This is a genomic window from Halomonas sp. AOP5-B2-8, from assembly GCF_052376475.1.
In the GTDB taxonomy this organism is placed as follows: Bacteria; Pseudomonadota; Gammaproteobacteria; order Pseudomonadales; family Halomonadaceae; genus Vreelandella; species Vreelandella casei.
Map to the genome: position 1 here is coordinate 160,303 of NZ_JBQSVS010000006.1, position 20,419 is coordinate 180,721.

The 20,419-nt window shown below is 52.5% G+C and carries 22 protein-coding genes and 1 pseudogene; 11 read left to right on the forward strand and 12 right to left on the reverse strand.

Annotated elements, in window-relative coordinates:
- Positions 1 to 4 precede the first annotated feature (4 nt).
- The 4 genes from ACT3RP_RS15010 to ACT3RP_RS15025 form a co-directional block, all read right to left on the reverse strand.
- On the reverse strand, positions 5 to 748 hold the full coding sequence (locus tag ACT3RP_RS15010) for an SDR family NAD(P)-dependent oxidoreductase (RefSeq protein WP_096276934.1): 744 nt from the start codon (positions 746 to 748) through the stop codon (positions 5 to 7).
- 65 nt (positions 749 to 813) lie between these two features.
- A complete protein-coding gene (gene catC, locus ACT3RP_RS15015) occupies positions 814 to 1,104 on the reverse strand; it encodes a muconolactone Delta-isomerase (RefSeq protein ID WP_096276936.1) in 291 nt (96 codons plus the stop codon).
- Positions 1,105 to 1,127: 23 nt separating this feature from the next.
- The gene (locus tag ACT3RP_RS15020) at positions 1,128 to 1,424 is read right to left on the reverse strand and encodes a YciI family protein (RefSeq protein ID WP_096276938.1); all 297 of its coding nucleotides are present in this window, start codon (positions 1,422 to 1,424) and stop codon (positions 1,128 to 1,130) included.
- A 37-nt stretch (positions 1,425 to 1,461) separates the two neighbouring features.
- On the reverse strand, positions 1,462 to 2,796 hold the full coding sequence (locus ACT3RP_RS15025; RefSeq protein WP_193063026.1) for a short-chain fatty acid transporter: 1,335 nt from the start codon (positions 2,794 to 2,796) through the stop codon (positions 1,462 to 1,464).
- A gap of 170 nt (positions 2,797 to 2,966) precedes the next feature.
- On the opposite strand from ACT3RP_RS15025, the gene ACT3RP_RS15030 reads away from it, so the two are divergent.
- Positions 2,967 to 3,872 carry a 3-hydroxyacyl-CoA dehydrogenase NAD-binding domain-containing protein gene (locus tag ACT3RP_RS15030; protein WP_193063028.1) on the forward strand — a complete coding sequence of 302 codons (906 nt, stop codon included), beginning with the start codon at positions 2,967 to 2,969 and terminating at the stop codon, positions 3,870 to 3,872.
- On the forward strand, positions 3,869 to 4,897 hold the full coding sequence (locus ACT3RP_RS15035) for a cyclase family protein (protein WP_193063030.1): 1,029 nt from the start codon (positions 3,869 to 3,871) through the stop codon (positions 4,895 to 4,897). Before ACT3RP_RS15030 ends, ACT3RP_RS15035 begins: the two co-directional genes overlap by 4 nt.
- Before the next feature lie 109 nt (positions 4,898 to 5,006).
- On the opposite strand, the gene ACT3RP_RS15040 is transcribed toward ACT3RP_RS15035, so the two are convergent.
- The 7 genes from ACT3RP_RS15040 to ACT3RP_RS15070 all read right to left on the reverse strand — a co-directional run bounded on the left by ACT3RP_RS15040 (position 5,007) and on the right by ACT3RP_RS15070 (position 11,348).
- Positions 5,007 to 5,138 (reverse strand): hypothetical protein, encoded by a 132-nt coding sequence (locus ACT3RP_RS15040; RefSeq protein ID WP_483394069.1) that lies wholly within the window; start codon positions 5,136 to 5,138, stop codon positions 5,007 to 5,009.
- 70 nt (positions 5,139 to 5,208) lie between these two features.
- Entirely contained in the window at positions 5,209 to 5,610 is a 402-nt protein-coding gene (locus ACT3RP_RS15045) for a hypothetical protein (protein ID WP_483394070.1), read from the reverse strand.
- A complete protein-coding gene (locus ACT3RP_RS15050) occupies positions 5,607 to 7,511 on the reverse strand; it encodes a bifunctional sugar phosphate isomerase/epimerase/4-hydroxyphenylpyruvate dioxygenase family protein (RefSeq protein ID WP_483394071.1) in 1,905 nt (634 codons plus the stop codon). The genes ACT3RP_RS15045 and ACT3RP_RS15050 overlap by 4 nt, the downstream gene beginning before the upstream one ends.
- Before the next feature lie 130 nt (positions 7,512 to 7,641).
- Complete coding sequence (locus ACT3RP_RS15055) at positions 7,642 to 8,319, reverse strand: GntR family transcriptional regulator (RefSeq protein ID WP_193063036.1); 678 nt, start codon at positions 8,317 to 8,319, stop codon at positions 7,642 to 7,644.
- On the reverse strand, positions 8,319 to 9,830 hold the full coding sequence (locus ACT3RP_RS15060; RefSeq protein WP_193063038.1) for a tripartite tricarboxylate transporter permease: 1,512 nt from the start codon (positions 9,828 to 9,830) through the stop codon (positions 8,319 to 8,321). The genes ACT3RP_RS15055 and ACT3RP_RS15060 overlap by 1 nt, the downstream gene beginning before the upstream one ends.
- A gap of 12 nt (positions 9,831 to 9,842) precedes the next feature.
- On the reverse strand, positions 9,843 to 10,337 hold the full coding sequence (locus tag ACT3RP_RS15065) for a tripartite tricarboxylate transporter TctB family protein (protein ID WP_483394072.1): 495 nt from the start codon (positions 10,335 to 10,337) through the stop codon (positions 9,843 to 9,845).
- Positions 10,338 to 10,361: 24 nt separating this feature from the next.
- Positions 10,362 to 11,348, reverse strand: a complete 987-nt coding sequence (locus ACT3RP_RS15070) for a Bug family tripartite tricarboxylate transporter substrate binding protein (RefSeq protein ID WP_193063042.1) — start codon at positions 11,346 to 11,348, stop codon at positions 10,362 to 10,364.
- Between the two features lie 441 nt (positions 11,349 to 11,789).
- On the opposite strand from ACT3RP_RS15070, the gene ACT3RP_RS15075 reads away from it, so the two are divergent.
- From ACT3RP_RS15075 to ACT3RP_RS15100, 6 genes are all read left to right on the forward strand, one after another.
- Complete coding sequence (locus tag ACT3RP_RS15075) at positions 11,790 to 12,290, forward strand: TRAP transporter small permease (RefSeq protein WP_483394073.1); 501 nt, start codon at positions 11,790 to 11,792, stop codon at positions 12,288 to 12,290.
- A complete protein-coding gene (locus ACT3RP_RS15080) occupies positions 12,287 to 13,567 on the forward strand; it encodes a TRAP transporter large permease (protein ID WP_483394074.1) in 1,281 nt (426 codons plus the stop codon). The genes ACT3RP_RS15075 and ACT3RP_RS15080 overlap by 4 nt, the downstream gene beginning before the upstream one ends.
- Before the next feature lie 66 nt (positions 13,568 to 13,633).
- Positions 13,634 to 14,650 (forward strand): DctP family TRAP transporter solute-binding subunit, encoded by a 1,017-nt coding sequence (locus ACT3RP_RS15085; protein WP_483394075.1) that lies wholly within the window; start codon positions 13,634 to 13,636, stop codon positions 14,648 to 14,650.
- A 14-nt stretch (positions 14,651 to 14,664) separates the two neighbouring features.
- Entirely contained in the window at positions 14,665 to 15,369 is a 705-nt protein-coding gene (locus tag ACT3RP_RS15090; RefSeq protein ID WP_193063048.1) for an SDR family NAD(P)-dependent oxidoreductase, read from the forward strand.
- A 49-nt stretch (positions 15,370 to 15,418) separates the two neighbouring features.
- A complete protein-coding gene (locus ACT3RP_RS15095; protein WP_483394076.1) occupies positions 15,419 to 16,303 on the forward strand; it encodes an isocitrate lyase/PEP mutase family protein in 885 nt (294 codons plus the stop codon).
- On the forward strand, positions 16,300 to 17,286 hold the full coding sequence (locus tag ACT3RP_RS15100) for a C-terminal binding protein (RefSeq protein ID WP_483394077.1): 987 nt from the start codon (positions 16,300 to 16,302) through the stop codon (positions 17,284 to 17,286). The genes ACT3RP_RS15095 and ACT3RP_RS15100 overlap by 4 nt, the downstream gene beginning before the upstream one ends.
- Here ACT3RP_RS15100 and ACT3RP_RS15105 read toward each other — a convergent pair.
- Positions 17,276 to 17,986: a GntR family transcriptional regulator gene (locus ACT3RP_RS15105; RefSeq protein ID WP_483394078.1), complete on the reverse strand. Its 711-nt coding sequence runs from the start codon at positions 17,984 to 17,986 to the stop codon at positions 17,276 to 17,278. The two genes, ACT3RP_RS15100 and ACT3RP_RS15105, sit on opposite strands and share 11 nt — an antisense overlap.
- Before the next feature lie 108 nt (positions 17,987 to 18,094).
- Here ACT3RP_RS15105 and ACT3RP_RS15110 point away from each other — a divergent pair, with 108 nt between their 5' ends.
- The 3 genes and pseudogenes from ACT3RP_RS15110 (at position 18,095) to ACT3RP_RS15120 (ending at position 20,378) form a co-directional block, all read left to right on the forward strand.
- Positions 18,095 to 18,247 carry a hypothetical protein gene (locus ACT3RP_RS15110; RefSeq protein WP_483394079.1) on the forward strand — a complete coding sequence of 51 codons (153 nt, stop codon included), beginning with the start codon at positions 18,095 to 18,097 and terminating at the stop codon, positions 18,245 to 18,247.
- Between the two features lie 23 nt (positions 18,248 to 18,270).
- A pseudogene (locus ACT3RP_RS15115) lies at positions 18,271 to 18,782 on the forward strand (SDR family NAD(P)-dependent oxidoreductase).
- 267 nt (positions 18,783 to 19,049) lie between these two features.
- Positions 19,050 to 20,378, forward strand: a complete 1,329-nt coding sequence (locus ACT3RP_RS15120; protein WP_483394080.1) for a class-II fumarase/aspartase family protein — start codon at positions 19,050 to 19,052, stop codon at positions 20,376 to 20,378.
- Positions 20,379 to 20,419 lie beyond the last annotated feature (41 nt).

The window sequence follows — 20,419 nt, forward strand, 5'->3', positions numbered from 1 at the left end:
ACGCTTAGCCGACGGTAACGCCGCCACACACGAATAGGGTCTGGCCCGTAATGAACCCGCTGCGCTCGTCGCAATAGAAACTGACTGCTTGGGCGACGTCTTCGGGCTGGCCCATACGCTGCAGAGGAATATTATCAATGATGCGACGGGCTCGTTCAGAGTCAGGCGGGTTGTTCTGCCAGAAAGCACTAGTCGCGATGGGGCCGGGGGCGACGCAGTTGACCGTGATGTTGTGCTGCGCAAGCTCTAGCGCCCAGGTTCTGGCCATGGACTGCAGCGCTCCCTTGGTGGCGCTGTAAACTGTACGGGCTTCTTTGCCTAGCACGACACGGCTGGTGTTCAACACGATGCGGCCCATACCGTTGGCTTTCATGGCCGGCAGTAGCGCCTGGGTGCAGACCAGCGCTGAGCGCGCATTGAGGTGCATTAACTTATCGAAGTCCTCAAGCTGCACCTCTTCAAGCAGTGCCGGTGCCACAATACCGACATTATTAACCAGCCGAGTCACCGAATAGCGTTCGGCAATGTCGGCCATCACGCGCCGAGTGGCATCCGCATCGGAAAGGTCGACTTGATGCGCGTGGGCCTTCAACGACGCCGCATCCGGCTCGACGATATCCACTACGATAACCTGATAGCCATCCTGCTGAAGCCGCAAGGCGATAGCTTCGCCAATGTTTCTGGCCCCGCCGGTAACCACCGCACAGTGTTTTGAGGTGCTTTCGTGTTGAGCAGAGTGTTGACTCATTCCGATATTCCCAGCCTATGTCGATCGAGTGAGCCTGCGCTTAGCGGGCAAGCAATCAGTGCTTTTTATGCATCGTTCTCGCGAACTGATGACGGGTGCTGACACAGCGGTTTTACCTGGATATCCATATAAGGAAACAGCGGTAAACCGCTAATAAGATCTTGCAGTTCCGCGTTGTCATTAACGTCAAAAATGCTGACATTGGCGTAACTGCCAGCCACCCGCCATAGATGGCGCCACTTACCCTGGCGCTGTAATTCCTGAGAGTAGGCTTTTTCTTTCGACTTAATCTCAGCGGCTTGCTCGGCAGGCATGTCCGGCGGCAGTTTTACGGTCATTTCCACATGAAACAGCATCGTATGTCTCCCTTGGGTTCGCGTTACAGGGTGTTTTGGCGATTCAGGTAGGCTTGCCGCCAGCGCACGATGTTGACCTCGGCAAATAGCTCCGCTTTATGGAACGGGTCAGCCTTAATGAAGCGTTCAGCTTCTTCGCGGCTTTCTAGATCGACTAAATAGAGGCCGCCAGAAGCCGTGGTGCCGTCGTCAGAAAGCTTGGCACCACAGGCCAACAATAGCGTGACGTTGGCGTCTAGATACTCTAAGTGGGCCTGGCGCACTTCCAGGCGTAGCGCCTGGTGGTCGGGCTTGTCGAACGTTTCGATGAGAAAGGGCATGCGCGAATCCTTGAGTAAGGTTAGTCAGCAGCGCTCTTTAGGCGCCAAGATAGCCCCAGATCATTACAGCGCTGGCATAGATGATTCCCAGATAAATCAGGATCAGCACCATATAGCCCATCACATCGCGTAACTTCAAGCCAGAGATAGCCAGTACCGGGAGGATCCAAAACGGCTGAACCATGTTGGTCCACTGATCGCCTATCTGCACGGCCAGTGCCGTCGCTGCCTGGGAAGCACCCAGCTCTGTGGCGGCTTGCACCATGACCGGGCCTTGAACCGCCCACTGACCGCCACCAGAAGGGGCTAGCAGGTTGATAATGCCGCCGCTGATAAACGACCAGATAGGCAGCGTTTGTGCGCTGGAGATATCCACAAAGATATTAGCGAACGACACTACTAAGCCCGAGCCGACCAGAATACCCATGATCCCCGCGTAAAAAGGATATTGCACGATGATGCCGGAAACGATGCGCACCCCGTCTGCCAAGGCGGCTAGGTAGTGGGCTGGTGACGCAAACAGTAGTATGCCGAGGAAAAGGAAAGCGAAGTTGACCGTATTAAGGTTTAGCGAACCGCCATCAAACGCATACAGCGCGATATACAGCATACCCAGCAAGCCAATACCGATGCCCACCCATCTGCTGTGATTCATGCGCTCAGCAACGGTGACTTTTTCGCCTTTCGCCAGAGGGACTTCGGCAGGTTTAGCGACGGAGCTTGGATCGATTTCAACAATATCTGCGGCTTTTTTAGGGTGCAGCCAAGCATTGAAAAAGGGCAGGGTGAGAAGAATAAAGGCGCTGGTGATCAAAAGAATAGGCGAGAAGATTGTTTCGCTAAGCGGTATCAGCCCGATGGTGTCCTGAAGAAAGTGCCCTTCGGTGGCAATCAGCAGCGGCACGCTACCCGACAGGCCAATGCCATAAAGCGCAAAGCCTGAATACGCAGCGGCAATCACTAGAGGGTAGTGCAGGCCTTTCACGTTCAGTGCCAGCTTCTGAGCAACGATTCCGCCGATCACCAGCCCAAACCCCCAGTTCAACCAGCTCCCGATACCGCCTACCAGGGTCGCGACAACAATCGCCATAAAGGGTGTTTTAACGCGCGCAGCGATACGGTTGAGAGCACCGTCTACTAATGGCGTTTTGGCCAGAATATAGCCCGCTAAAAGGATAACCGTCATCTGCATGCTAAACGCGAGCAGGTCCCAGAAGCCGTTGCCCCAATAACGCACCGCATCCAATGGGCTGGTGCCCTGCATCAACACGGCTAATAGCATGGTCAGCACGGTCAGCAGTATGGCAATGACCAGAGGGTCAGGCATGTAGCGATTAACGAGCCGGGTGAAGAAATTGGCCAGCGCATTCATTGGTAAAGACCTCTATTGTCGGCATATTCGACATTGTCTACTATGTGCGCATAGCGTACATAAGTTCGTTTTGTGGCGTCATAGTTAACCCGCTTATGATTTTATTCAATGCGACGTTTGTCTAAGCCTAACTACAAAGCTCATCAGACGCCGTGAAGGGAGCAAAGCTAATGCAACAAGATTCATTGCAAGCCGTTGTGGTGGGGGCCGGCACGATGGGCACCACGCTAGCTAAGTTAATGGCTGTGCAGGGTGTTCACGTGGTGGTGGTGGATACCAACCCGCAGGTGCTGGAAGCCAGCCGCCTGAGCATGGGGGCGTGCGCTGCCGACGTCTGTTTCACCACTCAGTTGAAAATGAATCAGGCCCCAGATTTTGTGATCGAAAGCGTGACCGAGAATATCGCCATCAAGCAGAAGGTCGTGGCCCAAATCGAGGCCAGCGTGGCCGACACCACGATCATTATGACCAATACCTCGGGTATTCCTATCGACGATATCGGAAGTAGCCTGCGCCTACCGCAACGTTTTCTAGGTACGCACTTCTTTAATCCGGCAGACATTGTTCCTACCGTAGAAGTGGTTCCCGGTAGCCATACGGAGGCTGCGGTCGTGGAGACGACGTGTCGCTGGCTAAAACAGTTGGGAAAACGCCCAGCGGTACTCAATACCTGCGTGCCTGGGTTTATCGCCAACCGAATTCAGCATGCCATTATGCGTGAATGCCTCTCGCTATTAGAGAAAGGCGTGGTAGAGGCCGAGGCGCTGGATGACATCGTGCAGTACTCCATCGGCGTGCGCATGGCGCTCAATGGCCCGCTATGCCAGCGTGACCTCAACGGGCTAGATATTCACCTGAATATCGCTCGCTACCTTTATCCGGATCTTGATGCGCGTGATGAACCTGCTGCGCTGCTTGAAGATTATGTTGCCCAGGGGCGTCTAGGTGCCAAGACCGGGCGCGGCTTTTACCGCTGGAGCGAGGAGTCCCGGGTGCAACATCAGACTCAGGAGCGAGAGAGTCTGCAACGTATTATTGCCATTGCCACACAGCATGAGCAAAAAGGAGAGTCATGAATCAGCCACGATGGAAACAGCGCCCTGAAGGCAGTAACTGGGGTGATTTCGGGCCCGATGATCAGCTAGGTCGGGTCAATCTGATTGGGCCTGAACAGGTGCTCAAAGGCGTTAAGGAAGTGCTTGAGGGCGTAACGTTCTGCCTGTCGCTGCCGCTGGATATTCCTGGTGGCAAGGTACTGAATCCTCGCCGCTCACCGCCCAAGCTGTCTCCCACGGCGCTCGGTGATGACCAGTACATCAATTTTCCTCTCGCCACTCATAGTCCAGGGTTACAGGACGTTATTAGTGACGATCAGGTTCAGCTCTCGCTGCAGTACTCCACACAGTGGGACTCGCTTGCCCATGTGGGCGCTCTGTTCGATGGCGATAATGACGGGCAGCCAGAGCGTCGCTATTACAACGGCTATTTGGCTGACCAGGATGTGCTCAATTTGAGTCAGCAGCCCCATCAACAGCATGGCTCTTATGCCCAGCGTTTGGGTGTTGAAAATATGGCCGTGCATGGTATGCAGGGCCGGGCCGTATTGGTTGATTTGGTTCGTGTGTTTGGCATGGGAAGAACGCTGGTAGGCCATGCGGCGCTGATGGCGGCGCTGGAGCAACTGAATGTGGTGATTGAGCGTGGCGATATGCTGGTATTGCGCACGGGCTTCGCAGAGGCGTTACTGGATATGCAAGGCAAGCCACAGCCGGATGTGCTGAAAAATACTGGCGCCGTGCTCGACGGCAGCGATCAGGCCCTGCTGAAGTGGATCACCGAGAGCGGAATTTCGGCCATCTGCGCTGATAATTACGCGGTAGAGAACATGGATCGCGAATTGGAGCCTGGCTGCTGCTCCAAGCTTCCATTGCACCACCACTGCTTATTCAAGCTCGGCTTGCCGTTGGCGGAGCTGTGGTATCTGAAGGACTTAGCGCAATGGCTGCATAGCCGTGAACGTAATCGGTTCTTACTGACAGCGCCTCCGCTGCGCTTACCCGGCGCGATAGGTTCACCGGTAACGCCGGTGGCAACTGTATAGTGAAATAATAGCGGGGCTGGATATATGAAACGGAAAGAGTTGTAACTTATTTTCTTATGTTTAATGTAAAGTTAATTTTTTATTGGTTTCATCCTACAACGGTGATTGGTCAGAATGCTAGTAATTCTACCAGCGTCAACAGCCCAATGACCATATTCAGCGCTAAGAGCACTGCCGTTGGGGAGCCAATGACCATGGCCGCCACGGGATAGCCAACAAAGCCACTGTTGGAAGCAGCCATACCGAGTGCCTGCATGGCACTGATGTTAAGTGGCTGGCGTTGGTGTTTTAAGCAGAGCAGCAAACCCGCACTAAAAACGGCGATAGAGCCGAGGCCGTAAGCCACTAAGTAGCTGAGCTTGAAAATCTCTTTCAGAGGTTGCTGGGTTAACGCACGAATCACTAGCGCGGGCAGCGCGCAGTCCCTCATCATCAAACAGCAATGTATTGGCAGTACCTACGCGAAGTACGCCTTCGCCGCGGACATCGGCCAGCTGTGCAGCTTTCTCCTTAAATGGGAAGGTCACGTTAGTGCCCAGATAGCCGTCAGTGTGGAGCTGCTCTATAGCGCTTGGAAAATCAAAATCCGCCACGCCCAGGCTATCGACTAAATCGTAGCGCACAGGCAGGCCAAGCGATGCACTGAGCCTTTCATGCAAATCGGGCGATTGCGACTTGGCGATGCCTTCGCCTACCAGTCCGAGCTTGATCATGAAGTGCTCTCTCCCGTGTTGTGGTCAAGCGAGTCTTGATCATTACCATCAATTTGCGTGGCGAGCGTTTCGGCCTCAAAGCGCTGCTGTGCCGTCACGCGTACAAAGGCATTAGGCGCGCCTAAGCCTTGATAGCCATCACGCTGTACCAGTTCAAAGAAAAACGCCTGGTGGCCAGGTTGCTGCGCATACAGCTGGTGGAAGTCGCCGCCCTCATCCTGATCAAATAGAATATGGTGATCCTGCATCCATGCCTGGGTTTGCGCCGGTAAATCAAAGCGCGCTGCCAGGTCGCGGTAGTAGTTACCGGGGATGGGCAGCACCTGTTTCCCCGCCTGCTGCAGCGCGGCGGTGGTGGCCCGCATCGACGCCGTGCGCAGGGCCACATGATGAATTCCCGAACCGCCGTACTGGCGCACAAAGCGGTTGCTGGCGGTATTCGGCGAGGCGCTGGCGTTTAGCGCTAGACGAAAACGGCCGTTGTAGTTTTGCAGTACCTGGCTTTGAATCAGACCACGCGGGTCGGTGACATCGAAGGAGGGCGTTATCTCCAGCTGGAAAATAGCGCGGTACTGGAGCATCAGCGAGAGATAATCGTGATAGGAGAGCGCGACGCTGATATGGTCAATATCGACCAACGCCCCATTGGGCACGGGTTGCACATCAACCGGGAATTCACGATCCCAGGTGCGGCTGAGTTGTGAGTCGTCAATGATGTAGGAGAGGCTGCCATCGACATTGCGCAGTGCGCTCATGCGGTGGCTGGCACCCACTTCTTCAGGCTCGACGATATCGTAACCGAGCTTGTCTGCCCGCTTGAAGGCGTCGTAGGCGTTGCTCACCCGCAGGCCAATGGCGGTAATCGCGGTGGCATCGCGCCCTGGCACACGGCCCGTGAAGCTTGCCTCGGTGTTCAGCACCAGATTGACGTCACCCGCGGCCCAGCGCTCGGCATTTAGCGTGTGATGACGGCCCACGCAGGCCATGCCCAGCGCACTGAGCAGCTCGCGTAGGCGTATTAAATCCGCAGGATCAACGGCAATTTCAAGAAAAGCGACCGACTCAATAGGCTGGGGAGTGGGAATGCCGCTGTCGTCCTGCATGCTGCGCAGTAAATGGTAAGAGCGCAGTCCATCGCGTGCCGTCTGGTCACTGTGGCCCATGCGGAACACATCATTAAAAATTTCGTGAGACAGCGGGCCGTCGTAACGCGTCTCCTGCAACATGCCCATGAACTTATCCATTTGCAGCTCGCCTTGACCTGGGAAGCAGCGGTAGTGGCGGCTCCACGACAGATGATCCATCGAGAGGCGTGGCGCATCGGCGGTTTGCACCAGGAAGATGCGGTCGCCCGGAATACGTCCGATGGTCCCCAGCTCCGTTTGGCGCGAGAAGATATGGAACGTATCCAGTACTAAGCCAACGTTAGGGTGAGCGGCGCGGCGCACGACTTCCCAACTATCGCGGTAGTCGTGAATATGGCGACCCCAGGCCAGTGCTTCATAGGCGACACGCAGATGTCGCCGTGCGGCACGCTCGCCCAGCTCGCAGTAGTCATCGGCAGCGCGGCTTAAGCCTGGTAGCGAGTCGGGGTGGACGGTACTGCACGCCATGAGCAGGTCCGTGCCAAGCTCTTCCATCAGGTCAAACTTATGTTCGGCGCGGTCAAAGGCCCGCTCACGCGCCCGCCCCTGCAGGCCTTCAAAATCACGAAACGGCTGAAGGGTGACCATCTTTAGGCCACGTGAGCGAATCAGCTCACCCGCCTCACGTGGGGTGCCAGTAAACGCGGTTAAGTCGTTTTCAAACAGCTCCAGCCCCTCAAAACCAGCCTGGGCGATGGCATCTACCTTCTCTTCCAGCGAGCCGCTTAGGCAAACCGTGGCAATGGACGAGTACATGGCATCACGCTCCTTACAGTGAATAATATTAGTATGCATATTGCTTTGAGAAATAAGAAAAGGAAATTTTATACATTAATAAGTGATTAATTGATTACTGGCTATAAGTGTTCGGTTAAATAAATTACCACTACTGTGAGTTTTGATTTTTCAAAGCCATAATATATATCTCTTGTGTGCGATTTATATGTTCATACAGTGTTTTTTCAAACGCCAAAATTTGGTTATCTCTCAAATGATCAATCATTTTCTGATGCTCTATAAAACTAATTTTCCTCAAGTCGCTTTGAGGTGAAGTAATAGAAAGTCGTAAAGCCGCTATGCGGCTATTAACCAAAGTAAATGCACTACTAAGATATTTATTATTACAGTATTCGAAGAATATTTGGTGATATGCATTGTCACATTTCGAATATTCGAAAGCGTTATTGTTCTCCATTGCGATGTGCATTTTTTGAGTAATATGCGTTAGTGATTTCGCTAGTTTCATTGGTTTGTTATAAAAGCTACGTTTTGCTGCTTGTAGCTCTACCATAAATCGAAAGTCGCAAATATCGATTACGTCTGCATTGCTTGGTTTAAAAACGAAACTGCCACGCTTAGGCTTCACAATAACAAGACCGACTGTTTGCAGCCTTGCTAGGGCGTCTCTTATAGGGGTTCTGCTGACACCAAATTGCAAAGAAAGCGCTTCTTCAGAGATTTTTTCACCCAATGCAAAATCACCATTAATAATAGCTGCTTGTAGCCGCTCAGTAACTATGTCGGTTAATGATTGAACGGACCCAATATGGAGTTTTTGTCTCATTATGAGTACCTACTTTTTTGAGCTTTTTGATACTTGCGCAGCAGGCCGAATAATGAGGGGAGCAACCATATTAAAATTGTAACCACACCAAGTGTTGCAGCTATTGGACGCGAGAAGAAATCCAGGAAGTTGCCATCGCTTTTTATAAGCGAGGTAACTAAATTGCTCTCAAGCATTGGCCCCATGACGATGCCTAAAATGACAGGTGCAACAGGCAAGCCATTTTCTTCCATAACGTAAGCTAGTAGCCCCAGTACGAGCATGATGACAATTCCTGTATAGGTATTATCAATAGCATAAGAGCCTGCAATAGCAAAAATTAAAATAAAAGGAATTAAAATTGATTTTTTGACCTGTAACAGACGCCGGGAAGCAAATATGGCCACTAAGCCAAGAGGAATGATTAATAAATTCGCCACTAAGAAAGTGATAAAAACGGCTGTTACTTCTACGCCTTTAGTGATAAATATCAACGGGCCGGGGTTTAGCCCCTTAGCATAAAGAACGCCTATGACAATCGCCGTAATTGAATCCCCAGGGATGCCGAAGACCATCGCGGGGACATAAGCACCAGACAGTGCAGAATTGTTAGCAGAGCAAGCGTCGACTAATCCTTCATCGTGGCCTGAGCCATATTTTTCAGGATGCCGAGACATTTTTTTAGACACGGCGTATGAAATCCAGCTACCAATATCTGAACCAGCTCCGGGCAAAATGCCGACGGCATTGCCGATGACAGAGCCGCGTAGAATGTTGGTCTTATACTTATATAGTGTACTGCCTAATCCTGAAAATAGTGAGCGCATACTAACGTGTACAGGTGCTTTTTCGCTTGTATCTTTATGGACAATAGTGCGGATAATTTCGGGAATGGCAAACATGCCAATGAGCGCAGGGACAAAGGCAACGCCTGAAAGTATTGCATCAACGCCAAAAACAAAGCGAGGGTGCCCAGCGGTTGAGTCTAAGCCAATGGTAGCAATAAAAAGCCCTATGCCCAGTGACAGTAAGCTTTTTAACACTGAGCCCGTGCCTAACATCACCGCAGCTGTTAGTCCGAGCAGCGCTAGCCAAAAGTACTCTGTGGAGGTGAAGTTTAGCGATACTAAAGCAAGCTTCGGCGCCATGAACATAAGCACTAACGATCCAAAGATACCACCAAAGGCAGCACAGAAGACCGATATCCCTAATGCTTGTCCAACCTTGCCTTTCAATGCAAGCCCATTCATATCACTGACATATGCAGCCGATGCGGCCGTGCCAGGAATTCTCAGCAAGGCGGTGGGAATGTCAGATGCAAAAATCGCCATTGCCGCTGTCGTAACGATCGCGGCAATGGCAGGTACTGGGTCCATAAAAAAAGTGATGGGCACCAAAATTGCGGTCGCCATTGTGGCAGAAAGGCCAGGAATAGCACCCACAAAAAGGCCAAAAAGCGCGCTAGCAAAAATAACGCTTAGTGTCGTGTAATTAAATACTAAGGGCAGTGCTCCCACAATATTATCAATCATATTACATATCCCTTAGATAAAAGGTCCTGATGGAAGCGGAACGCGTAATTGATGCGAAAGTAAATAATAAACCAGCATCACAAAGGCCACGGCGCACCCAAGAATAAGTGGCTTACGATGCCCTTCTAGCCATAATAAAGTTGTGGCCAATACAACACCCCCTAACACAAAGCCAATTTCTTCAATCCAGAATGCGAATAGCATACTTCCCACTATGACGACTAAAGAGCTAAGTATTCGTTTTTTCTTTAACCATCCTTTATTTACTGTTAGTAAAGAAGTTTTTTTTCTTTCTTTGAAATATTTAATAGCTATTAAAATACCCCCAAGAAAAAAACCACTACCAATTATGGTTGGGAAAGTAGAGGGGCCTACCATTTGGCCAGGCATGCCAGGAAAGGTGTTAGCATGAAAAATAATTAACAAGCCAGCAAGAATAAATACTGCCCCTAATAGTGCCTCATTGAGTCTCATGTTTTTACTACCTACAATTAAAAAAGGATACATTAAATTTAATGCATCCTTTTGATATTATTTTACAATGCCCAAGGACTCTAAGGTTTCACCTATGCTTTGGTCAGAATTTTTCATAAACTCTAAGAATTCTTCACCTTCCAGCCATAATGTTTCATAGCCCCGGTTTTCCATAAATTCTAAATAAGTAGGATCGTTCACTAAAGCACTCATACTCTCTTGTAGTGTTGCAATGATCGCCTCATCAACCCCAGCGGGTGCCACTAAACCGCGCCAAGAGCCAAAAGACCAATCCTCCCCCGTCGCCTCTTCGAGCGTAGGCAGTTCTGGTGCGGCCGGAGATCTTTCTGTATTAAGCAGCACGAGTGGCTTAATGAGCCCGGCATCCATCAAGGCACGTGCCTCAGGCATTGAAGCGGCGGCAAAGTCGACTCCTCCTGCTGCAAGGTCTTGGAGACCAGGTGCGGCTCCTTCCGAGGGTACCCAGGCAACCTTATCGGCGGGTATCTCCGTCGCCAGTAGCATTCCTGCAGCCGCAATATGGTTCACGCCTCCCTGCGCCGACCCGCTGGCCTTTAGCTCACGGTGGCTGGATGAGCGGATAGTGCTTAATAAATCTTCAATACTTTCATAGTCGCTCCTTGAGGAGACAAAAATAGCGACAGGGTCGGCGTTGTAAAGTCCGATAGGTGAAAAGTCTTTATAGCTAATCTCTGTCAGGCCTTGATAATGCATGCCACCGATTTCTAGCGTGGCGACACCAATGGTGTAGCCATCGGCTTCTGCATTGGCGATGGCCGAGTGCCCTATAACGCCTGATCCACCGGTACGGTTAATGACCGGGATGGGAACACCAAGGCTTTCTTCAAGTAAGACGGCAATCATGCGTGCCGTCGCATCCGTACCACCGCCAGCACCCCAAGGAACAATCAGATTGATCGGTTTATCAGGCCAACTATCAGCATGCAGAGGTGATGACGCAAGGATCATCAATGAGGCGAAGCTGAGTACTTTGCATAGGCGGCTTTTCTTTAAATGAGTCATCACATGCTCTCACGTTGTTATTGAGGTCTTGTTGTATGTAACACGCAACACTTCAGTTTAAAAGGCTATACACGTCAAGTCTTAATACGATTTATCGTATTATCAAAAAGTATTATTTTTATAGTAAATGTATGATTTTAATAATTAATTATATTTTTTAAAATTTTCAATGAGCAGTTCTGATAAATGAATCTGAAATGTATTGAATGTTACGAACAATAAAAAATGCTTTTTGGCAGATGACGACTATCCCTTCCAAACCGAGGCGCGCATGCGTATATGCGCTGTGATCTCTCCTATCGTTTGACGAACTCTCTCTGCGGCTTCGTAAAATTTTTCCTTGACGGAATCCTCCCTTTTTGTTGTATGTTGAATGTAACATACTACAAAAAGCAGAAGCAGTGTGCTCTGATTAGCATCTGTTTCGGATATGGAGGAGCTATGTCCAAAGTAATCAATCTGATTTTTCGCGCGATTGACGCGATGCTGGTGGTACTGCTCATCGGTATGACGGCGATGGTATTTCTGAATGTTGTGCTGCGTTATGGATTTGGGTCTGGCATTGATGTTTCCGACGAGCTTTCACGCTTCTTCTTTGTTTGGCTGATTTTTTTGGGGGCTATTGCCGCGATGCATCGCAATATGCACATCGGCTTCGATTTAGCGGTAATGCTGGCGCCGCCACTATTGCGCAGAGTGATGTTGGCATTGGCCAATGGGCTGGTTGTTGCGGTATGTGGGCTGCTCATGATGGGAACGATTCAGCAGTTCAATATCAATGCCACTAATATCGCGCCAGTGACGCGCCTGCCGATGATTTGGGTTTTCGGTGCAGTGATTCCGATGTCCGGAGTGATCGGGCTGATCGCCGCTATTCGTATGATGGGCTATGCAACCGGACGTCTGACCGATTTGCCACGTGCCGGTGGGGTAGCACCATGATTCTGGGAATTTTCGTTGGAACATTGGCCGCTACGCTCGCACTGGGCGTTCCCGTTGCTTTCGCGTTATTGATATGTGCCGCAATGATGGGGTTGGCGTTGGGGCTTTTTGATCCGCAAATCATTTCGCAGCAGTTAGTACTGGGCGCCGATAACTTTTCACTGTTGGCGATCCCTTTCTTTTTGTTGGCCGGCGAGTTAATGAACGCAGGGGGAATGTCTAAGCGGATCATCGCCTTCGCAATTGCTTTCGTGGGCCATTTTCGTGGTGGCTTAGGCATCGTGGCGATCTTTGCGGCCATTATTCTCGCCTCATTATCGGGCTCTGCTGCTGCTGATACGGCGGCTTTAATCGCCATCATGCTGCCCATGATGCGTGCCTCCGGCCATAACGAGGCGAGCTCTGTCGGGCTTTTGTCGGCGGGTGGCGTTATCGCGCCGATTATCCCGCCCTCCATTGCCTACATCATCTTTGCGGTAGCAACGAACCTTTCGATTACACAGCTTTTCCTGGCGGGCATTGTGCCGGGCATCCTGATGGGCCTAGGTGCGATGGTGGCTTGGCTCATTGTGGCGCGGCACGACAATGTTGAACCATTGCCGCGCCAGGGCTGGAGTGTGCGTCTGTGCGAGACGCGCAAAGCCGTTTGGTCACTGGGCATGCCCGTTATCATCTTGGGTGGTATCCGGTTTGGCATTGTTACCCCCACTGAGGCGGCCGTGATCGCGGCCGTTTATGCCATCTTCGTCGGTATGGTCATTCATCGCGAGTTAAAGGTGAGCCAGCTATTTGAGGTCTTCCGTAATGCGGCGCTTACCACCGCCGTGGTGATGCTGTTGGCCGCCGCGGCGCTGGCAACCGCTTGGTTTATCACTATTGCTGATTTATCGGGCCTAGTGCTGGAACTGGTGGGCCCTCTGGTGGAATCACCACGCTTGCTGCTGATTGTGATCATGATCGTCGTATTACTGGTCGGCACGATGTTGGACATGGGCCCAACGATTCTTATTTTGGCGCCTGTACTACTGCCGGTCGTCGTTGAGGCGGGGATTAATCCCATTTACTTCGGTGTGATTTTTGTAGTCAACACTGCCATAGGCCTCGTTACACCTCCCGTCGGTATTGTACTCAGCGTTGCGTCGGGCGTGTCTGGCGTGCCGCTACACCAGGTGGCGAAAGGGGCTGCGCCTTTCTTAATCGCGCAAGTCATCGTGCTGGCACTGCTAATCGCTTTTCCACAGATCGTGCTTTGGCCACTGGAGTGGCTGTCTCGATGACATTGCCAATACAACCCATAAACCTTCATTAATCCGCTAGCAAAAATAATCAACAAAGAGAGCTCCATGATGAAAAAACTTATTTTTTTAGCCTCCACCGCACTGGCAAGCATGACTGCGCTAACACCTACCATGGCACAAGATTTCGGTAACCATACCTTCCGTGTATCAAACGGCGCGGCGCAAGACCACCCGGTGGCTACTGGCATTGAGGCTATGTCCTCTTGCTTGCAAGAAGGTTCGGGTGGGTCGATGAAACTGCGTGCCTTCTATTCAGGCCAGTTGGGTGATGATGCGCAAGCGACGCAGTCTGTGCGATCAGGCTCTATCGATATGGTGGTCGCTGGGGCTGATGCGTTGGCTGGGATTGAGCCAGCGATGGGCGTTTTTAGCCTACCCTTCTTGTTTGCTAACTTCGACGAAGTTGACCGTGTCATGACCGGTTCCTACGCCGATGATTTGACAGAGAAAATGCTCGGGCATCAGCTAGTAATGCTATCCATTTGGGAAAATGGTTTCCGCCATGCCACCAACTCTGTACACCCCATCGAGAGCGTTACAGATTTTGAGGGGTTGAACATCCGCGTTATTCAAAACCCGATCTATCTTGCGACCTTCCGCGCGCTGGGCGCCAACCCGGTACCCATGTCTTTCGGGGAAGTCTTCACTGCGCTGGAAACGGGTGCGGTCGATGGTATGGAGAATCCATTACCGCTGATTCAGTCACAGCGTTTTTACGAAGTACAGGACTACGCGACGTTGACCCAGCACGCCTATTCGCCATTGCCGGTGTTGATCTCAGAACGCAAATGGAACGGTTTAAATGAGGCCGAGCAAACACTGATGCGTGACTGTGCTGTCTCTGCACGTGAGCCGCAGGTTGTCCGCGCCCGTGAAGCCGTGGGCGAAGCCCGTGCTGCGTTGGAATCAGAAGGCATGGCGTTTACCGAGTTAAGTGATGACGCCATGGCCGAACTGCGCGATACCGTTGAGCCGGTGTATCAGTCCAGTCGTGACAGTTTGGGTGGTGACAATATTGACCAGTTAATGAAACAGCTGAATACGATTCGGTCAGGTAACTGATGCAGGAGAAAATGATGGTTCAACCCACTGTGCTCATTACAGGAGCTGCCGCAGGTATTGGTCGTGCTATTGCCACCCGACTTATTGCACGAGGCGCCAGAGTGTTGCTGTGGGATATATCTGCCACCGCTTTGCAGCAGGCTTGTACCGAGTTAGGCGATGCGGCACGGGGAGAGGTCGTCGATATTGCGGACGCGGCGGCCATCGCCTCAGCCGACCTAACAACGTTGCGGCCAACGCACCTAGTGAATAATGCGGGGATTTTGGGCCAACATCGAGATTGGCTTGATCTGGATGCGAGCGAAATTGAACGCTTGTTACGCATCAACGTAACCGGACCGATGCTAGTGACAAAGGCCTTTCTAAACGCGCGGACTGCGGATGCGCCTGGTGCGATTGTCAACATGGCCTCTATTGCAGGCGAGAACGGTGGTGCGCCTGGCTTTGCCACTTATGGTGCATCTAAAGGCGCGCTGTTGGCACTGACACGTGCCATGTCGCGTGACTTGGCCCCCGACATCCGAGTCAATGCATTAGCGCCTGGCATCATTCAAACAGCTATGCAGACGGGCGCCCCAGGCGGTGCAGCGAGCGCAGAGGCAATACCGTTGGGGCGCCCTGGGAGTGCCGAAGAGGTGGCTGCCGCTGCGGAATGGCTGCTACTGGACGCCCCTTATGCCACTGGCGAGGTGCTGCGCATTGCCGGAGGGCGGCGCTAGCACATTGGCAGATTTATACCAGAATACTCTTACTAAAGAAGGTGCTTCAATGACTGAAAAAACGCCTACTAATCAGGCCGCTATCCTTAGATCCTTGATTGCCAAGGGAGAGATTGTCGCCGCACCTGGCGCTCCCGACTCGTTGTCGGCGCGCTTGGTCGAGCGTGCAGGCTTTCCCGCTATCTATATGACGGGCTTTGGTGCTACCGCCAGCCGCCTGGGAATGCCTGATATTGGGCTTTTAACCCAGACTGAGATGACCGAGCACGCCCGTAATATGGCACGCGCTGTCAATATCCCCATCATCGCCGATGCCGATACAGGCTATGGCGGGCCCAACAATATTTACCGCACCGTGCAGGAATACCTGCAAGCCGGCGTCGCCGCGATCCATCTTGAAGATCAAGAAGCGCCTAAGCGGTGCGGTCAGCGCGCGGGTGTCCGCTTAGTGGATGCCGAAGCCAATGTGCGCCGCTTAAAAGGTGCCATCGCCGCACGTGGCAGCCAAGATATGCTGATCATTGGTCGCACTGATGCGATGCCTGCCGCAGGGGCCAAGGAGGCGATTCGCCGAGCGAAAATGTATCAGGATGCCGGTGTAGATCTGGTGTTTGTCGATGGCATTAAAACCATCGCCGAAATTGAGGCCGTCGCCAAATCTGTCGAAGGGCCTAAGGTCGTGTCGATCGTGGATGGTAACGAAACAGTCAAGCTGAACCAGGCGACACTGCAAGAGATGGGGTTCTCGGTCGTATTCTATGCCGTCACGCTACTGTTTACCGCGAGCAAAGCCATGGAGAACGCGCTGGTGCGGCTGCGCGAGGATGGTACGCCTGCGAATATCGCTGATCAGCATAACTACAGCCAGTTCACTGACATCGTCAATCAGGACTTCTTCAACACCTTTGATGACCAGTATGGAGCACGCTCATGAGCCCCAAGATTGTTGTTACCGATTTTGAATTTCCCGATCTAGTACCGGAGCGAGCAGTTATTGAAGCGGCAGGCTTTCAGTTAATCGAAGCGCAGTGCAAAACAGAAGCCGAAGCCATCGCGGCCTGCGCCGATGCGGACGCCATCATTAATCAATATTGCCAATTAACGGCAGGAGTCATTGGCAAGCTAAAACGTTGCAAGATCATCTCGCGTTACGGCATTGGGCTCAACACGATTGATGTACCGAAAGCCACCGAGTCTGGAATTTATGTTGCCAACGTGCCAGACGGCTCATTGGAAGAAGTCTCGGATCACGCCATTGCCCTCATGATGGCGCTGAAACGAGGGATTGGTGTTTATGATCGAGCCATGAGGGCAGGTACATGGGACTACACTGTTGCCAAGCCACTGTCACGACTACGTGGGCAGACGCTAGGTTTTCTTAGCTTTGGGCAGATTGCTCAGCGTATGGCCCATAAGATGTCGAATTTTGGTCTGAAAATAATTGCGCATGACCCTTATGCCGATGCTGCCGTGGCGAAGACAGCAGGTGTTGAGTTAGTAACCTACGACAGGTTAATTGCTGAATCGGATATTTTGTCGGTGCACGTGCCACTAACTGATGAAACCCAGCACATGATTTCGGATAAACAGTTTGCAGCGATGAAGTCCACGGCATTAGTGTTAAACACTGCCCGTGGCCCCGTGGTGGACGAGGATGCGCTGGTGCGTGCACTAAAAGGCGGCCAAATTGCAGGCGCAGGGCTTGATGTGTTTGAAGCCGAGCCTATTGGCGCTGATAACCCACTGTTATCGCTATCCAATGTGATTACTAGCCCGCATTGCGCTTGGTATTCAGAAGGGAGTGAGTTCGAAATTCGCTCAAAAACCGCGCAGAACGTTGTCGACGTATTGCAGGGGCGCGAGCCGACTTATCTTGCTAATCCGTCCGTCCGCGATGTTCTTCGCGTTAAAGCCTGACGGCGGAACGAGCTGGCGCGGCGTTATCATCCGTCTCGGATAGACGTTCGACGGCAACGAGTTGAGTGCGGTGAACATGCGTTTTCAGCACTCTCTCAAACCGCGCCATGTCATGCCGTTTCAGAGCATCGATAATGTCGCCATGCTCATCGTAGCTGGCCTCACGACGCTCTTCTTTGGCAGCAGTCAGTACGGTGCGGATTGTCGCTAAGCGTGCTTCGACTAGCGTATAGGCGTCCTGCACCAATGCGTTGGAACAGTGTTGGAAGAACGCTTTGTGGAAAGCAGTATCCAGTGCGGCATAGCGCCGGGTGTCAGCGTTTTTATGGGCGCTGGCCATTTCATCGAACAGCCCTTGAAGCGCTTGAATCAACGTCTCGCCGCCGCCTCGCATCGCGAGGGTGCAGGCTTCACGCTCTAGCATTTCACGGTATTCGCACAGCTGACCTATGTCGACGATCGTAGGATTGAAGACAAAACTGCCCCGTTTGGGTCGGATTTCGACCAAGCCTGTAAATTGCAGCGCGTTTAGCGCATCACGTACCGGCGAGCGACTGACACCAAACGTTTCGGCGAGCGACTCTTCTGAGATTTTCTCACCCAAGGTGAACTCGCCAGACACAATAGCATCACGAATCCGCTCCATAACAAGCGTTGCCAAGGATTGGGGGCGCTGGATCTTAAGAGGTTTGGGAGCCATAGGTGTTCCGTACAGTGAAGGGTGACTGCATCTAGTATGTAAAGTACCACACACAGTAAATCTAAATATAGTTGTGTCGTTTTTCGTTTCAACATGGGAGCGTTTGATATGGACACTATGGACAATGTGCTTAATACAGAATTAAAAGGCTCAGTTGCCATCATTACGGGAGCAGGTGGCATTGGCGAGACACTGGCTTATGAGTTAGGTCGCTATGGCGCGCGCGTTGTACTGGGCGATCTAACACCCCTGAGGATTTAGCCGTTAAGCTTCGAGCGCGTGGAATTGACTGTCTCCCCTGGGTGCTAGACGTGATCGATGCCGCTTCCATTGCAGCGGTCGTTGAGGGCGAGAATCGAGTTGATACTTTAGTCAATAATGCGGGGATTATGCAGCCCAAGGTCGCCGATCATCATGAGCAAGATGCTTCCTTACTGCCTCGGATGTTGGATGTGGGCGGTGCATCGCGGATGGCGGCGACAGTACTGCCAGGAATGAGTCAGCGCGGTAGTGGACGGATCATCAATATCGGCTCAGTCATTGCCACGTGGGCCTACAGCGCCGTACGGCCTACCCCGTGGTGAAATCAGCGATTGGGGGGCTAACGCTCGGCTTAGCGCTGGAATATGGCCGTCGCGGTATTATCGTCAACATCGTTTCTCCTGGCTATACACTGACGGAACCTTTGCGTCGCAAGATGGCGGCAGGCACGCGAATTATGCCCTTTTTGCAGAACGCAGTGCGGTGGGCCGCTGGGCTGACCCTACTGAAATCGCTCGGGTTGTTAAATTTCTAGCGGAACCAAGCTCGGGATTTATCATATGCGCTGATTGGCTGATTGGCTGATTGGCTGATTGGCTGATTGGCTGATGGTTACGCAATTAATGGTAATCCTGGTGAGCCACTTGGCCCGCTGATACAGCATTAACGCTGTGGAGAAGGGCCTTGAGTTTCATTAAGTGGCCTGCTACTGCGACCAACTTCGCATAGCGTTCGAATCGCGAACAACTATACGGTTTTGTTATGGCTAGTTGACGCTACCCACTATCGATGAGGTTTATTTATGCCTACCGCGTTCTTAAAATACCCGTTTATGAGTCAACACGCACTGAGTGAGTGCGATGATGAGGCCATGGTGCGCGCCATGCTGGCCTTTGAATTAGCCCTGGCCGAGGTGCAGGAAACCAGCGGCGCGGTACCTGCTGGGGTTAGCCAGCAAATGCGCGAACAGTTGGAAAATGCGGCTTTCAATAGCGAAGAGATCGCGGCAGGCATTGCCAGCGGTGGCAATGTGGCGATTCCGTTTGTAAAGCAGAGCCGCTCGCTGCTTTCCGATGACATCAAGCGTTACTGGCACCAAGGGGCGACCAGCCAGGACGTCGTCGACTCCGCGCTGATGCTACTACTGAAACCACGCCTTGCGGCGCTGGATGAGCTTTTGGTGCGCTGCCGTTCAGCGGCGCTCACGTTGATGCACGCTCACGCTGATACGCCCATGGTGGGTCGAACGTTAATGCAGCAGGCGCTTCCTATTACCTTTGGCGTCAAGGTAGCCCACTGGGCCATCGGCCTGGAGCAGAGCCGCCGACGTTTGGGTGAGGTGGAACTGCCCGTTCAGTTTGGTGGCGCGGTGGGCGTGCACTCGGGGTGGGATACTCTCGGGCTTGAGTGGATGGACGCCTTGGCCGAGCGGCTAGGCTTGGCGGTGCCGGTGCTGCCCTGGCATACCGACCGCTATCCTATTCATGCCCTTGGCACGGCGTTAGATGCCGTCGCCGGGGCCGCTGAAAAAATCGCCCTGGATGTGTCGCTGCTGACACAAACCGAAGTCGGCGAAGTGGCCGAGCCCTCGGCGCCGGGAATGGGCGAGTCTTCCTCCATGCCTCATAAGCGTAACCCCGTGCGCTGCGCGCTAATTCGCGGCGCCGCTCGGCAAGTGCATGGCCATGCGAGCGTGTTGATCAACGCTGCCGCCCAGCCCCTTGAACGCGGCTTAGGGGAGTGGCATGCGGAGTGGGCACCATTAATAGAGAGCGCTCTGCTAGTGGAGGGTGCCTTGGAGCAAGTGGCTGTGCTGCTCGAAGGGCTTGAGGTTTATCCCGAAAAAATGCAGCGCAACTTAGCTGCTATCGGCGGCGGCATTATGGCCGAGCCCGTGGCACGTTTGCTGACGCCTAAACTAGGCGTTGAGAGAGCCAAAGCGATTAGCGCGGAAGCGGCAGAAACCGCTCGCCGGGAATCCCGATCTTATGCTGATGTACTCGCCGACCACCCTGAGGTGAAAGGGGTCGTTGATGTCGAGGCGTTGCGTCATGCCTGCGACCCAGCTTTATACCTTGGTAGCAGTGCAGCGCAGGTAACGCGCGCAAAAAAATGGCTCGAAACGCAATAAGGCTATTTAAAAACAAAGTGTTACGTTTTATTTTGAAGTGA